Genomic DNA, 14,570 nt, shown 5'->3' with positions numbered 1-14,570 from the left:
TGCGCGGACGGGGGCGGGCCCTTTTGCGCACCCCCGGGCCGGCGCGGACAATCCGGAGCATGAGCTCCCAGGCGATCGCCTACCAGGGCGACACCCCGGTGGCGGCCCGGCAGGAACAGCTCGATGCCTGGATTGTCCAGTCCACGGGACAGGGCGGGTACGCCACCGAGGGCCCCTGCCCGGCCTGCGGCCACCGCACCGCGGAGGCGGTGTCGCCGCAGGCTCCGGTCGAAGCGGAATCCACGGCCGACGCGCTCCCGCCGGAGCGGCGCACCACCCGCCTGTTCCGCTGCGCCTGCCCGGTGGACCATCCGGGCCGGCCGCCGGCCGCCACGACCGGCTGCGGGCGCTGGTGGCTGGCGGCGGTCGAGCCCCGGGGCGACGGCTGGCACCTGTCCGCGCAGGTCGATCCGCTGGTCGGCCGGGCCGCCGCGGAACTGTCCGCAGCCGCCGCGGTCGAACTGTCCTCCGCCCGCGCCGTGGCCGAGAAGTGGCTGCCGGGGCTCGCCGCCCTGTACGGGCTCTTCGCCATCGCCGGCACGGTGGCCGGCAAGGACACGGTGGCGGGCCTGACCGCCGGGGCCCGGGTGGCCGTCTTCGTGGTCTTCGCGGTCGGCACCCTGCTGGCCGCACTCTCCATCGGGGCCGGGTACCGGGCCGCATTCGGCTGGCTGCGCGTCGGCAAGGGCGAGGACGTCGGGACGGACGAGAAGCTGCTCGCCTGGTACCAGGCGAAGCGGAACCGGGCGGTCGGCTCCATTGGCTCGCGGCTGCGGACCGCCCTCGTCGCCGCCCTCGGCTCGCTGGTCTGTCTGATCGTCGCGCTGGGCATCGTCTGGCTCGGCCCGGCCGGCACCCCGTAGACACTCCGCATGGATATGTGCAGATGCAAACATCTGCCGGTCGACCGGGGTTCCACTCCTCGTTGGACCGCATCTCGGGAACATGGCCACAGCAGCCAAGTCACTTCTCACGAGACGGCGTTGACACGCTCCGTATCCGGTCGTTAACTTCACGGCGTCGTCGCCACACCAGGAGCACGAGGCTCCATCGGGACTCGCGACGCGGAGGACATTCTCCAGTTGACGACGTTGACCACAGCGACAGCCACGGCAACGGAACTCTTCAGAGTCCAGCCCTACACCCTTCACTGCCAGGTCATCCACGATCAGGGCGATCACGCCCTGATCGGCATCTCCCCCGGGAACAGCTACTTTTCGGCCCAGCGCGTGCTGGACCTCGGCCGCTGGGGGGCCGAAAACTTCCGCGAGGTCGACATCCTCTACACCGACCTCCACGTAGCCGAGATGTACGAGGCCTTCGGGTACGACGCGGTCGACGCCCAGCGCAAGGCGGTCAAGAACCTGCGCGGCGTCCGCGCCAAGGTCAACAATGCCGCGACCGCCCTCGATCCGGGCGACGGCCGGATCCGGGCCAGGACGCTGTCCGAGTTCACCGAGAACGCGGCGTACCGGGAGATCCATGCCCGGATCCTGCAACTCCTCGACTCCGACCCGGAGTTCCGCGAGGTCTGCGAGGGACTCGCGACGTACTTCCTGTCCACCAAGTCGGACGGGACGCCCAGTACGCAACGGCAGCGCGAGGTCTGTCTGAAGTACATCTGCGCCGAGGCACCGCTCTTCCTGGACACCCCGGCCATCTTCGGGGTCCCGTCCTCACTCAACTGCTACCACCAGCTCCTGCCGATGGCCGAGCTGCTCTACTCCCGAGGTGCGGGGCTGCGCGCCTCCCGCAACCAGGGCCACGCCATCATCACGCCCACCGAAGGAGCACCCGATGTCCGTTGAGACGCTGCCCGAGACGCTGATCGACTTTCCGTTCGACTGGCGCGGCGACCGGCTTCCCGCGGAGGTCGAGGCCCTGCGCTCCGAACCGGTCAAGAAGGTCCGTACGATCGCGGGCGACGAGGCCTGGCTGGTGTCCTCCCATCCCCTGTGCAAGCAGGTGCTGGACGATCCGAGGTTCAGCCTGAAGGACACCTCGGCACCCGGGGTGCCGCGGCAGTACGCGCTGACGATCCCGCCCGAGGTCGTCAACAACATGGGCAACATCACCGGGGCGGGCCTGCGCAAGGCGGTGCTGAAGGCCATCAACCCCAAATCCGAGGGGCTGCTGGAGTGGATGCAGGCGCACGCCGCCGAGCTCGTCGACGGCATCGTCGCCACGGGCGCGCCGGCCGATCTGCGGGCAGCGTTCACCAACCCGTACTCGGAGGCCCTGCACTGCCGGGTCCTCGGCATCCCCTTCGAGGACGCGCCGAAGCTGGCGGCCAGCCTGGACATCGCGTTCATGAACTCCGCCTGCCCGATCACCGGCGCCAAGCTCAACTGGGACCGGGACATGGCCTACATGGTGGAGCGGCTGGACGATCCGGCCACCACGGGGCTGATGGCCGAGCTCGCCGCGCTGCGCGAGGACCCGGAGTACGCGCACCTGACCGACGAGATGCTCGCGACGGTCGGCGTCACCTTCTTCGGCGCCGGCGTGATCTCCACCATGGGCTTCCTGACCATGGCGGTGTTCGCCCTGATGCAGCACCCGGAGCTGCAGGCCGAACTGCTGGCGGACCGGTCGAAGATACCGGCGGCCGTGGACGAGCTGCTGCGGATCAACCTGTCGATCGCCGACGGACTGCCGCGGCTGGCCACGGAGGACCTGCAGCTCGGCGATGTCCTGGTGAAGCAGGGCGAGCTGGTGCTGGTCCTGGTCGAGGGCGCCAACTTCGACCCGGAGGTGTTCGAGAACCCGCACAAGGTGGACCTGGCGCGCCCCAACAACGCGGCGCACCTGTCCTTCGGCGGCGGCGGGCACTACTGCCCGGCCACCGCGCTCGGCAAGAAGCACGCCGAGATCGCGCTGGAGACGCTGCTCGACCGGATGCCGGAGCTGCGGCTCGCGGTGCCGGTGGACCAGCTGGTGTGGCGGACCCGCTTCATGAAGCGGATTCCGGAGCGTCTCCCGGTGATGTGGTGACCGGTGCGGTGATCCGTCAGCCCAGCAGGGCGTAGACGGTGGAGGCCTTCGCGGCCGGCTCCTCGGCGCCGTCCGCGGTCATGGTGATGTCCGCGAAGGCCATCCGCTTGCCCAGCTTGGTGATGCGTACGTCGATCAGCAGATCGGCGCCGACGACCGGGCGCTGGAAGCTGGTCGACTGCTGCACGGTGGTCATCGGCCCGTACCCGCCGCGCGCCGCCGAGATCGCGACGACCGTCGCGGTGTCGGCGGCGGCCATCATGGCCTGCCCGGACAGCCCGCCGCCGTCCCGGGCGAGCCGGTCGGACCAGGGCAGCCGGAGTACAGCGTGCCGGGGGCCGGTCTCCTGAACGGTCAGGCCGAGGTCCAGCACCCAGGGGGCGAAGTGGTCGGCGAGGATCTTGTCGGCGTCTGCCGGAGCGAGGGTCACCCGCCGATTGTGGCGGCCCGGGCCGGGCCGCCACAACACCGCGTCAGAAGCCGGCCGCCAGCTCCGTGCCCTGCTTGATGGCCCGCTTGGCGTCCAGTTCGGCAGCCACGTCCGCGCCGCCGATCAGGTGCGCCTCGACGCCGGCCGCGCGGAGTGCCTCGTACAGGTCGCGGCGCGGTTCCTGGCCGGTGCACAGGACCACAGTGTCGGCGGGGACCAGCTGCGGAGTCCCGTCCACGGTGATGTGCAGGCCCTGGTCGTCGATCCGGTCGTAGCCGGCGCCGGCCACGGTGGTGACCCCGCGGTGCTTGATCTCCGCGCGGTGGATCCAGCCGGTGGTGGTGCCGAGTCCGGCGCCGACCTTGGTGGTCTTGCGCTGGAGCAGGTGGACGGTGCGCGGGGTCGCGGGGCGTTCGGGCGCGGTGAGGCCGCCCGGTCCGGCGTACGAGGTGTCCACGCCCCAGTGGCGGAAGTACACTTCGGGGTCCTGGGCGGCGCCCTCGCCGCTGTCGGTGAGGTATTCGGCCACGTCGAAGCCGATGCCGCCGGCCCCGAGGATGGCCACCCGCCCGCCGACCGGGGCACCGTCGCGCAGTACGTCGAGGTAGCTGACGACGGACGGGTGGTCGATCCCCTCGATGGCGGGGATGCGCGGGGTGACGCCGGTGGCGACGACCACCTCGTCGTAGCCGTCGAGGGCGGCGACGTCGGCGCGGGTGTTCAGCCGGACCTCGATGCCGAGGGCGGTCAGCCGGTTGCCGAAGTAGCGGATGGTCTCCGCGAACTCCTCCTTGCCGGGGATGCGGCGGGCAATGTCGAGCTGGCCGCCGATCCGGTCCGAGGCCTCGAAGAGGGTGACGGTGTGGCCGCGTTCGGCGGCGGACACGGCACAGGACAGGCCGGCCGGTCCGGCGCCGACGATCGCGATCCGCTTCTTCCGCTGGGTCGGCAGCAGGACGAGTTCGGTCTCATGGCAGGCCCGCGGGTTGACCAGGCAGCTGGTGATCTTGCCGCTGAAGGTGTGGTCCAGGCAGGCCTGGTTGCAGCCGATGCAGGTGTTGATGGTGTCGGCGGCGCCGGCCTTGGCCTTGTTGACAAAGTCGGCATCCGCCAGGAAGGGGCGAGCCAGGGAGACCAGGTCGGCCCGGCCTTCGGCGAGCAGCTGCTCGGCGACTTCGGGGGTGTTGATGCGGTTGCTGGTGACCAGTGGGACGCTCACCGCGCCCATCAGCTTCTTCGTGACCCAGGTGTAGGCGCCGCGCGGGACGGAGGTGGCGATGGTGGGGATGCGGGCCTCGTGCCAGCCGATGCCGGTGTTGATGATGGTGGCGCCGGCCGCCTCGATCTCCTTGGCGAGGTGGACCACCTCGTCGAAGGTGGAGCCGCCGGGGATGAGGTCCAGCATGGAGAGCCGGTAGATCAGGATGAACTCGGGGCCGAGCGCCTGGCGGGTGCGCCGGACGATCTCGAGCGGGAAGCGGACCCGGTTCTCGTACGAGCCGCCCCAGCGGTCGGTGCGCCGGTTGGTGGCGGCGGCGATGAACTCGTTGATCAGGTAGCCCTCGGAGCCCATGATCTCGACGCCGTCGTAGCCGGCGGTGCGGGCGAGGCGGGCGGCGCGGACGAAGTCCTCGACGGCCTGCTCGACCTCGTCGTCGCTGAGCTCGTTCGGGACGAACGGGCTGATGGGGGCCTGCAGGGCGGTCGGGGCGACCAGGTCCTTGTGATAGGCGTACCGGCCGAAGTGGAGGATCTGCATCGCGATCTTCCCGCCCTCGGCGTGCACGGCGTCCGTGATGACGCGGTGCTCGGCGGCCTCCTCCTCGGTGGTGAGGCGGGAGCCGCCCTCGAAGGGGCGCCCGGCGTCGTTGGGGGCGATGCCGCCGGTGACGATGAGGCCGGCGCCGCCGCGGGCCCGCTCGGCATAGAAGGCGGCAAGCCGCTCGAAGCCGCCCGCGTGCTCCTCCAGGCCGGTGTGCATCGACCCCATGATCACGCGGTTCGGCAGGGTGGTGAAGCCGAGGTCCAGGGGGCTCAGCAGGTGGGGGTACTGGCTCTGGGGGCTCTGCGGGCTCATGGGGGGCGCCTCCTCGCGCGAATGTGATGACCCCGTTGTAAGGGAGCACCCCCCGCTTATGCAACTAGGTGCATAACCCTGTGTCGCAGTTCACGCGCGGCGGAAGGGGCGGGTGGAGGGGTGCGATCAGGGCACCGGGCGCCCGCGCAGGGGTTCGCCGGTACGGCGGTCGAATACGTCGAGGCGATCGGAGCCGTGCCGTCGGAGCACGGCTCCGTCGAACACAACCTCCTGCAAGGCCTGGGCACGGAGCCCGTATCCCTTTCCGTCCAGTTCCCGGCTCCAGAGGAAGGTGCCGCGCCGGATGTCCACGACGTACAGCATGGAACGAGCCGGATCCGTGTGGTCCGCGAAGGCCGCCGACTCCCCGTCCACGGTCAGGAGCACGGGCTGGTACGCGGGTACTTCGAACGTGACCTCCCGTTTGCCGGTGCGCGCGTCCACCGCGAGGAACCCGGACCGCGGAGCCGCGTCCGGGCTGGTGGTCGAGTTCACGCCGGGCGGGTCCATGACCGAGAGCCTGAGGAGCAGCGTCTCCCGCGACGCGCCCAGGTCCAGAACCTTCGTGTCCAGGCGGTGGGGGCGGGTCCAGAGGGTACGCCCGTCCGCCGTGTCAATGGTGACCAGCTGGTTCTCGGAAACCAGATGCAGGCTGCTCCCGGAGAGCACCGGGGCGCCCTGGGCAGCCAGCGGGAAGGTGCGGCCCCAGACCTTCTCCCCCGTGTCCGCGCGGATGCGGAACACTGCCACTGTGAACCCGTCCCCGGGCTCCACATCGTCTTCGAGGCGCCAGTCGAAGATGATGACCGAGTCCTCCAGGGCCATCACCGGCTTGCCGTGGACCTCCCCGCTGACGACATCGTGACGCCATCGCTCCTTGCCGGTCAGGGCATCGATACCGGCGACCTCCTTCCAGCCCTTCTCGGCCGTGATCACCGTCCCCCGGTGGACGAGGACCTCGCGGAAGTCCCGGCCGCCGACCCGCCACGTGGGTTCCCCGGTGTCCGGGTCCACACCGTGGAGGTCGGAGAGGTCCTCCGAATCCTCGAAGGCCTCCAGGAACACGACACGGCGGCCGTCACTGTAGAACCTTCCCGGGGGATACGTGCGACGCCACTCCTCCTTGCCCGTGGCGGTGTCCACTCCGACGGCCTCGCCCGATCTGACCACGATCCGGTCCAGCGCCAGGACCGGTTCCTCCTCGTCCCCGATCGGCTTCTGTTCCTCCGGCGGGAGCGTGGGCGCGCCGGGGGCCCTGACGACCCGTCGCCACCGCTCCGCGCCGGTGCGGTCGTCGATGGCGCGAAGGATTCCATCGCGGTCCATGCAGTACAGCAGGATCGAGTGGTGCAAGGGCACCGTCGACCCCTCGGGGCGGATCACCGGCCAGCCGGTCGCCTTCGGGACTGCGGTGGCCGGCCGGGTCGGGCTCGGGGTGTCGACCGGCTCGAGAACCTTCAGGTCGTCTCCACCGTCGGCAGTGCCCTGCCAGACGCGCCAGACCCCGAGCCCGCCCAGCGCGGCCAGGCCCGCCAGAAGGATGCGTCGCCGGCTGGGCGGTTCTCTCATGTGAGCCCCCGCAGGACGGGCGACAGTGCGTCCGCCTTGCCCCGGTGGCCTGCCGCGAACTCCACCAGGGCGGGCCGCCGACAGAAGTAGAGGTCTTCCCAATCGGGCGGATCGAGCAGGGTGAACTCACCCTTCACCGGCAGGAACCGGCCCGAATCCGCCTCCCTGAGCTCGACGGACACCCGGAGGAGCCGCCCCATCCGGTCCGACCCCAGGGCGATGGCGAGCCGGTCCCCCCGCCGGGGCTCGACCTCGAAACGCACCGGGACGACGGCCTTCGTGCCGGGGGTGACGGTGGGCGGCAGCCGGTACGTGTAGTTCCCGGTGATCTCCAGATTGCCGCCCACCGCCTTGCAGGGCGCCAGCTCGCGCACCTCCTTGAAGGTGATCCGGGCCTCGGAGACGATGGCGGGCAGCTCACCGTTGTTCTTCACCGAAACGGCGATGGCTGCCGACGGTGTCTTCAACTCGGAGAGCTTGCCGGTCATCGGGTCGGTCGACGCGATGACCACGGTCACCGCGTCGGCGTCCCGGACCACGAATCCCACCTTGGGCTTGGCCGCCCAGGGGTTGGGGACCCAGCCCACGAGCACGCCGATGACCGTCACGACGACGGCCAGAACGACTCCTTCCAGGAGTCGTCTGGCCGCCGGCCGCCGCATGATCTCGCGGATCCGGGATCGCCGGACCGTTCCCTGTGGTGCATCCCCCGAGGTCTCCATAGGAAGGTCAACTGTGCATCAAACGGCGGTAGTTGAACAGACGCCGACACCGAGGCGGAGGGTGAGGATCTGGAAGGGGCGGAGGGTCAGCTCGAGGGGGGTGGGGGTCAGGGGGCGTTCCAGGAGGTCCGACTCGGTGGCGGTGGTGACCGGGAAGGACGGGGTGAGTACCGCCCGGGCCCGGCCGCCCAGGGACTCGTAGAGGCGGACGATCACGTCGCCGCTGCGGTCCTCGGCCAGTTTCACCGCCTCGACCACCACCGCCGGATTGTCCACCGCCAGCAGCGGGGCGACCGGGCCGGTGCCCGGCACGGTGCGTTCGGGCAGGTTGATCCAGTGGCCCTCGCGGACCGCGTCGCCGACCGTGGCGCCGGGGACGAGGGAGTAGCGGAGGGTGTGGCGGCCCTGGTCGGTCTCCGGGTCCGGGTAGCGGGGGGCGCGCAGCAGGGACAGCCGGACCGTGGTGGTCTGGCCGCCGTCCGGCCGGATGTCGCGGGTCACGTCGTGGCCGTACGTGGAGTCGTTGACCAGGGCGACCCCCCAGCCGGGCTCCTCCGCGTGGATCCAGCGGTGTGCGCAGATCTCGAACTTGGCGGCCTCCCACGAGGTGTTGGTGTGGGTGGGCCGGTAGACGTGCCCGAACTGGGTTTCGGAGGCGGTGCGTTCGGCCTTCACGTCCAGCGGGAATGCCGCCTTGAGGAACTTCTCCGTCTCGTGCCAGTCGACCTCGGTGGTGAAGTCGACCGTCCTGGCGCCGGCCCGGAGGGTGATGGACTGGACGACCGTCGAGCCGTCGCCGAAGCCGCGGACCGCGGTGACCGTGGCCGCCTCGGGGCCGGCCCCGGTCAGCTCCAGGCTGTCGAGGGCCACCAGGTCGGTGACCCGGTTCCGGTAGAAGGCGTCGACGTCCCAGGCGTCCCACATGTTCGGGAAGTCGGGGTGGAGCTGGAGGAGGTTGGCCGCCCCGCCGGGGGCGAGGGTCTCGCGCGCCGCTTCGAGGTCGTAGGCGGAGATGAGCAGGCCGCGGGCGTCGATCTCGATCCGCAGCTGCCCGTTGTCGAGGACGTGGCCGCCGCCGTCCCGGGCCGCCACCGTCACCGGGGTGGCAGCCGCCTCCGGTACGGCCGCGCCGCCCGCCGGGATGCCGCGGCGCGGGTGCGGCGCACCGTTGAAGACCAGCTCGGTGGTGCCCTCGCCGGCCAGCGCGGTCTGCGCGGTGGCGATGACCTCCGCCAGCTCGGCCTGCACCCGCGCATAGGTCTCCCGGGCCTCGCGGTGCACCCAGGCGATGGAGGATCCGGGCAGGATGTCGTGGAACTGGTGGAGGAGGACCGTCTTCCAGATCCGTTCCAGGTCCTGGTACGGATACGGGAAGCCGGGCACCCGGACGGCCGCGGTGGCCGACCACAGCTCCGCCTCGCGCAGCAGGGACTCACTGCGCCGGTTGCCCTGCTTGGTCTTGGCCTGCGAGGTGTAGGTGCCGCGGTGCAGTTCCAGGTACAGCTCGCCGGCCCAGACCGGGGCGTCCGGGTACTCGGCGTGCGCCTTCGCGAAGAAGGCGTCGGGCCGCTCGATCTCCACCCGCGGGGAGCCTTCCAGGTTGCGCTGCCGCCGGGCCCGGGCCAGGTGCTCGCGGGTGGGGCCGCCCCCGCCGTCACCCCAGCCGAAGGGTGCGAGGGAACGTGAACCGCGGCCCTTCTCACGGTAGTTGCGGGCAGCGTGCGCCAGCTGGCCGGGGCCGAGGTCGGAGTTGTAGGTGTCGACGGGCGGGAAGTGGGTGAAGACCCGGGTGCCGTCGATGCCCTCCCACCAGAAGGTGTGGTGCGGGAAGGTGTTGACCTGGGACCAGGAGATCTTCTGGGTGAGGAAACAGCTGGAGCCGGCGAGTTTGACGATCTGCGGCAGCGCGGCGGTGTAGCCGAAGGAGTCGGGGAGCCAGACCTCGCGGGGCTCGATGCCGAACTCGTCCATGAAGAACTTCTTGCCGTACAGGAACTGACGGACCATCGCCTCACCGCCGACCATATTGGTGTCGGACTCCACCCACATGCCGCCGACCGGCACGAACTGCCCGTCGGCGATCTTCTTCTTGATCCGCTCGAAGAGTTCGGGCCGGTGCTGCTTCATCCAGTCGAGCTGCTGCGCCTGGGACATCGCGAAGACGAACTCGGGGTGTGCGTCCATCAGGTTCACCATGTTGGAGGTGGTCCGCGACACCTTGCGGACGGTCTCGCGCAGCGGCCACAGCCAGGCCGAGTCGATGTGCGCGTGGCCGACCGCGCTGATCCGGTGCGCGGAGGCGCCCGCCGGGGCGGCCAGCACCCCGGCCAGCCGGTCCCGGGCGGCTGCCGCCGTGCCCGGTACGTCGTCCAGGTCGACGGCGTCCAGCGCCCGGTCCAGGGCGCGCAGGATCTCGTACCGGCGGGCGTCGGTGCCGGTGAGCTGCATCATCAGCTCGTAGAGGACGTCGAGGTCCTGGACGAGTTCCCAGACCTCGGTCTCCAAGACGGTGAGGTCCATCCGGGCGAGCCGGTAGAGGGGCTGGTCCCCGCAGGTCCCCCGGTCGCCTTCGTAGGTGGCGGAGTGGTCGACCAGGACGGGGTTGGCGGCGGCCTCCAGGTACCACTCGATGCCCTCGCCGCCCTCGGCGGCGTCGGCCACCCGCACCCAGTCGTTGTACGGGTTCAGGGCCTTGATCTCGCTGCCGTCGGCGCGGTGGACCAGGCCCTCGCACTGGAAGCCGGGCATCATCCGGTCGAAGCCGAGGTCGAGGACGGCCTCGACGGTCCGGCCGGCCCATTCGGCCGGGACGGTGCCGGTGAGCCGGAACCAGCTGGTGCCCCAGGCCGGACCCCACATCTCGCCGGCCGCACAGGGCCGGTAGGGGGCGGCCAGCCCCTCGGCCACGGACACCGGCTCGCCGGGAGCGTCCCAGCGCTCGACGGCGAGGGGGACCGCGCGGGAGCGGACGGCGGGCCTGATGCGTTCTGCCAGGACACGGCGGAGGCGGTGTTCGGTGATGCGGTGGTCGTCGTGCATGACGGCTGCTCCCCGTGGAGGTCGGATGTGGAGGTCAGAGTTTGACGGCGCCTTCGCCGACGCCCTTGAAGAAGAAACGCTGGAGGACGAAGAAAAGGAGCATCATTGGCAGCAGCGCGGCCATGGCGCCGGCCGCGATGAGCCGCTGGTCGTTGACGGTGGTGGCGCCGGCCAGGGTCTTCAGGCCCAGCTGGAGGGTGTAGTGGTCGCTGTCGGTGAGGACCAGCAGCGGCCAGAGGAAGTCGTCCCAGGCGCCCATGAAGCTGGTGATGCAGACGACGGCCAGCGAGCCCTTGGCCGCCGGGAGGAACACCCGGGTGAAGCGGGTCCACTCGCCGGCCCCGTCCAGCAGGGCCGCTTCCTCAAGCTCCTGGGGGACGGCGAGGAAGGCCGCCCGCATGATCATGATGTTGAGGACGGAGACCGCTCCGGGCAGCCAGACCCCGATGAGGGTGTCGACCAGGCCCATCCCTCGGACGGTGAGGAACATCGAGATCATCACCGATTCGAAGGGGAACATCAGGGTGGCGACCAGGACGGTGAACACCGCCTTGCGGCCCTTCCACCCGGTCCGGGAGAGGGCGTAGCCGCCCATGGCCGCGAACAGCAGGTTCGAGGTGACGGCGAGCGCCGCGACGATGAGCGTATTGCCGGCGTACTGGAGCAGCGGGAAGGACTCGGCGACCCGGACGTAGTTGTCGAGGGTGGGCTCGGCGGGCAGCACCCCGTCGTACACGTTCTCGGTGCGGCCCCGGAGGGAGGTCAGGAACTGCCAGGCGATCGGGCCGAGCATGACCACGAGCACCAGCAGCAGGGTCAGGTACCGGCCGGCCAACCCGATCCGCCCCATTCCTCGCCTCACTCCTCGTCTCCCTTCGAGAGACGGTGGCCCAGCAGGCTGAAGACCAGGGTCAGGAGGAACAGCAGGAGGGAGATGGCGGCGGCGTAGCCGGTCTCCCCGGCGAAGCCGAGGCCCACCTGCCGGATGAGGAAGGGCAGGGTGCGGGCGCCGCCGCCGGGGCCGCCCTGCTCGCCGCCGAGGATGTAGATCTCGGTGAACACCCGGAGGGCGGAGATCGCCGAGAGGGTGCCCACCAGCAGCATCATCGGCTTCACCTGGGGCACGGTGATGCTGAAGAAACGGCGGACCGGGCCGGCGCCGTCGAGGGCGGCGGCCTCGTGCAGGGAGGCGGGCACGTTCCCGAGGGCGGCCAGGTAGAAGACCATGTAGTAGCCCAGGCCCTTCCATACGGTCACCAGCATGGCGGAGACCAGCAGCATGGTGCTGTCGGTCAGGAACGGGACCGGCTCGGAGATCAGGTCGAGCTTCCGGAAGACCGTGTTCACCAGCCCGTCGCTGCGCAGCACCCACTGCCAGATCAGGCCGACGACCACGGCGGAGGCGATGACCGGGGTGTAGAAGGCGGAACGGAAGAACCCGATGCCGGGGACCTTCGCCTGGACGAGGACGGCGAGGGCCAGCGGCAGCAGCACCAGGGCCGGTACGACGACAGCCAGGTACAGGACGCTGTTGCCGGTCGCGGTCCAGAAGTCCGGGTCGTCGAAGGCCCGGGCGTAGTTGTCGAAGCCGACGAAGTGGCCGCCCCGCAGGATCCGGGCGTCGGTGAAGGACAGGATGACGGTGTTGACGAACGGCCACAGCGAGAACAGCACCACCATCACCAGGCCGGGGGCGAGGAACAGGTAGGGCGCCCACCGGACACGCGAAACCCGCCGGATGCGCCGGATCACCGCTTCGCCGCGTCGGCCAGGAGCCGGTTGGCCGCCTCCTGGGCCTTGCGGACCGCCGTCTTCGCGTCCTGCTCCCCCTTGACGGCCTTCTGCATCTCGCGGACCACTGCGTCGCCGACCTGGTTGGTCCACTGGACGGGGGTATTGGCGTCCAGGGCCGCGGTCTTGAGCTGTTCCGCGCCGATCGCGCGGGCCAGGGTCTCGGCGTCCGTGCCGTCGCCCCGGTCGGCGAAGTACGGGTCGGCCAGGCCCGCGGCATTGGACGGGTAGATGGTGGCCTGCTTCGAGAACGCCACCTGGTTGGGGCCGTTGGTGACCCATTTGGCGAACTCGGTGGCCGCGTCCAGATGCTTGGTGTCCTTGCGGATGCCGAGGCACTGGGCGTAGATCCCGATGTGGCCGAGGGTGCCGGTGACGGCTCCGGCGACCTGGGTCCGGTCGTAGACCTGCGGGGCGTTCCGCTTGATGTCCTTGACGAAGCCCGGGGAGCCCGGCCCGAAGACGATCTTGCCGCTGCCGTAGAGCTGGTTGACGTCGTCCGCCTTCGTCAGCGACTCCTTGGGCATGGCCCCCATCGCGTACAGCTTCTTCATCCGTTCGACCCAGGCGACGGCCCGGTCGGTGTCGAAGGTGAAGGCGTCCTGCCGCTCGTTCAGGATCGGGATGCCCATCTTCTGCCAGTCCCCGGGCAGCCGGCCCTTGGGGTCGGCCATGAAGGCGGAGAAGCGTCCGCCGGATTCCCGGGCGATCTGCTCGGCGTAGTCGAAGAACTCGTCGACGCTGGTGGGCGGTTTGCCGGCATCCAGGCCGGCCTTGCGGAACAGGTCCTTGTTGTACGTGAGGATCTCGGGGGTCACGTACCAGGGGTAGGCGTACACGCCCGCGCCCTTGCCGGGAAGCCGGAACTGCTCCCAGGCGCCCGGTACGTAGTCCCGGGCGAGGGCGCCGTCCAGCCGGGCGACGTCGGCGAGCATGCCGCGGTCGCCGAGCAGCTGGAAGGAGTCGGTGGAGAGGTTGACCACGTCCGGGAGGGCGCCTGCCTGGGCGTCGGCGACCAGCTTCTCGTTGTAGCCGTCGCCCGGCACGTCCTCCCATCTGACCTTGACCTGGGGGTACTTCTGCTCGAAGGCGTCGATGACGCCCTGGACGTAGCCCGTGAAGGCGGGCTTGAGCTGAAGGGTGCGGAAGGTGATCTCACCGGCCACCTTGCCGGTGCGCTCCGCCTCCTGCACCGCTGCCGGGCCGCCGACCCCGCATGCGGAGAGGGCGGCCAGCAGGCCGGCCGTCCCCGCGGCGAGGGTCGTGCGGATCACCTGCGAACGCGTCATCGGTGTCGCCTCCCGGTGGTCCCCGGCGACTCCGCCGGAGAGCTGCGCCCACGGTCGCCAGAACCCGGGACCCCGTCAACGAGGCCCGGGTGGCGGTGGCTGGGATTGCGCTACTGCATCCGGTACTGGACCTTCTCGGCAAGCGTGCCGTTCCGGTAGCAGAAGCGGAACACGGTCTCCTCGCCTACCTTGCTGTCGGCGCTGGACATGAACCAGGAGCACTGGGTGCCCTCGGGCTGGGCCGGGCCGCCTTCCTTGAGCGCCGACTTCAGGAAGGTCTCCCCGGACGGGAGTTTGCCGCGGACCTCGGCCTCGGGCCGGCCGACCTGCACCGCCTCGTAGACGGAGGGGTCGACCATGGTCTTGTCGGCGGCGTCGAGGACCTTGCTGAACCCGAAGACCACTGCGGCGATCAGTCCGATCCCCACCACCAGTGCCACCCCAGCGCCGATCAGGCACCCCTTGCGCGCAGCCACGTCCTCATCCCTCCGGTCGATCAGCCCGGCACCTCACCGGACAGGTCGACCTTGGCAAACGGAAGGGGCCGGATGCCGTCCTCCAAAGCCTCGCCGATCCCCCACCCGTCGGCCGCCTCGATCCAGCCGCGGAACCCGATGGCGGTGGTGGCCACGACCATGTCCGGTGCGCAGCCGATGAGT

The 14,570-nt window shown here is 70.5% G+C and carries 12 protein-coding genes and 1 pseudogene; 3 read left to right on the top strand and 10 right to left on the bottom strand.

Features of this window, described 5'->3' with window-relative positions; translation table 11 throughout:
- The first annotated feature begins 59 nt into the window (after positions 1-59).
- The 3 genes from ABT123_RS20215 to ABT123_RS20205 all read left to right on the top strand — a co-directional run bounded on the left by ABT123_RS20215 (position 60) and on the right by ABT123_RS20205 (position 2,994).
- Entirely contained in the window at positions 60-863 is an 804-nt protein-coding gene (locus ABT123_RS20215; RefSeq protein ID WP_351316265.1) for a hypothetical protein, read from the top strand.
- Between the two features lie 228 nt (positions 864-1,091).
- Entirely contained in the window at positions 1,092-1,808 is a 717-nt protein-coding gene (locus ABT123_RS20210; RefSeq protein WP_351316262.1) for a cyclodityrosine synthase, read from the top strand.
- Complete coding sequence (locus ABT123_RS20205) at positions 1,798-2,994, top strand: cytochrome P450 (protein WP_351316259.1); 1,197 nt, start codon at positions 1,798-1,800, stop codon at positions 2,992-2,994. Before ABT123_RS20210 ends, ABT123_RS20205 begins: the two co-directional genes overlap by 11 nt.
- Positions 2,995-3,010: 16 nt before the next feature.
- On the opposite strand, the gene ABT123_RS20200 is transcribed toward ABT123_RS20205, so the two are convergent.
- The 10 genes and pseudogenes from ABT123_RS20200 to ABT123_RS20155 form a co-directional block, all read right to left on the bottom strand.
- Positions 3,011-3,424: a PaaI family thioesterase gene (locus ABT123_RS20200; RefSeq protein WP_351316256.1), complete on the bottom strand. Its 414-nt coding sequence runs from the start codon at positions 3,422-3,424 to the stop codon at positions 3,011-3,013.
- 43 nt (positions 3,425-3,467) lie between these two features.
- A complete protein-coding gene (locus ABT123_RS20195) occupies positions 3,468-5,501 on the bottom strand; it encodes an FAD-dependent oxidoreductase (protein WP_351316253.1) in 2,034 nt (677 codons plus the stop codon).
- 126 nt (positions 5,502-5,627) lie between these two features.
- Positions 5,628-7,070: an outer membrane protein assembly factor BamB family protein gene (locus ABT123_RS20190; RefSeq protein WP_351316250.1), complete on the bottom strand. Its 1,443-nt coding sequence runs from the start codon at positions 7,068-7,070 to the stop codon at positions 5,628-5,630.
- Positions 7,067-7,732: a hypothetical protein gene (locus ABT123_RS20185; protein ID WP_351316247.1), complete on the bottom strand. Its 666-nt coding sequence runs from the start codon at positions 7,730-7,732 to the stop codon at positions 7,067-7,069. Before ABT123_RS20185 ends, ABT123_RS20190 begins: the two co-directional genes overlap by 4 nt.
- Before the next feature lie 78 nt (positions 7,733-7,810).
- Positions 7,811-10,831, bottom strand: coding sequence for an alpha-mannosidase (locus tag ABT123_RS20180; protein ID WP_351316244.1), 3,021 nt, complete (start codon positions 10,829-10,831; stop codon positions 7,811-7,813).
- 34 nt (positions 10,832-10,865) lie between these two features.
- Positions 10,866-11,681 (bottom strand): carbohydrate ABC transporter permease, encoded by an 816-nt coding sequence (locus ABT123_RS20175; RefSeq protein ID WP_351316241.1) that lies wholly within the window; start codon positions 11,679-11,681, stop codon positions 10,866-10,868.
- Positions 11,682-11,689: 8 nt separating this feature from the next.
- A complete protein-coding gene (locus tag ABT123_RS20170) occupies positions 11,690-12,511 on the bottom strand; it encodes a carbohydrate ABC transporter permease (protein WP_351316542.1) in 822 nt (273 codons plus the stop codon).
- Positions 12,512-12,579: 68 nt separating this feature from the next.
- Positions 12,580-13,911, bottom strand: coding sequence for an ABC transporter substrate-binding protein (locus tag ABT123_RS20165; protein ID WP_351316238.1), 1,332 nt, complete (start codon positions 13,909-13,911; stop codon positions 12,580-12,582).
- A 110-nt stretch (positions 13,912-14,021) separates the two neighbouring features.
- Positions 14,022-14,387, bottom strand: coding sequence for a hypothetical protein (locus ABT123_RS20160; protein WP_351316235.1), 366 nt, complete (start codon positions 14,385-14,387; stop codon positions 14,022-14,024).
- A 68-nt stretch (positions 14,388-14,455) separates the two neighbouring features.
- Positions 14,456-14,570, bottom strand: a pseudogene (locus ABT123_RS20155) (uroporphyrinogen-III synthase); the annotation flags it as partial.

This window comes from Streptomyces sp. NPDC002054 (assembly GCF_040296685.1).
Taxonomy (GTDB): domain Bacteria; phylum Actinomycetota; class Actinomycetes; order Streptomycetales; family Streptomycetaceae; genus Streptomyces.
The sequence above is the reverse complement of the archived record's forward strand: the minus strand, read 5'-3'. Positions and strand labels throughout refer to the sequence as shown.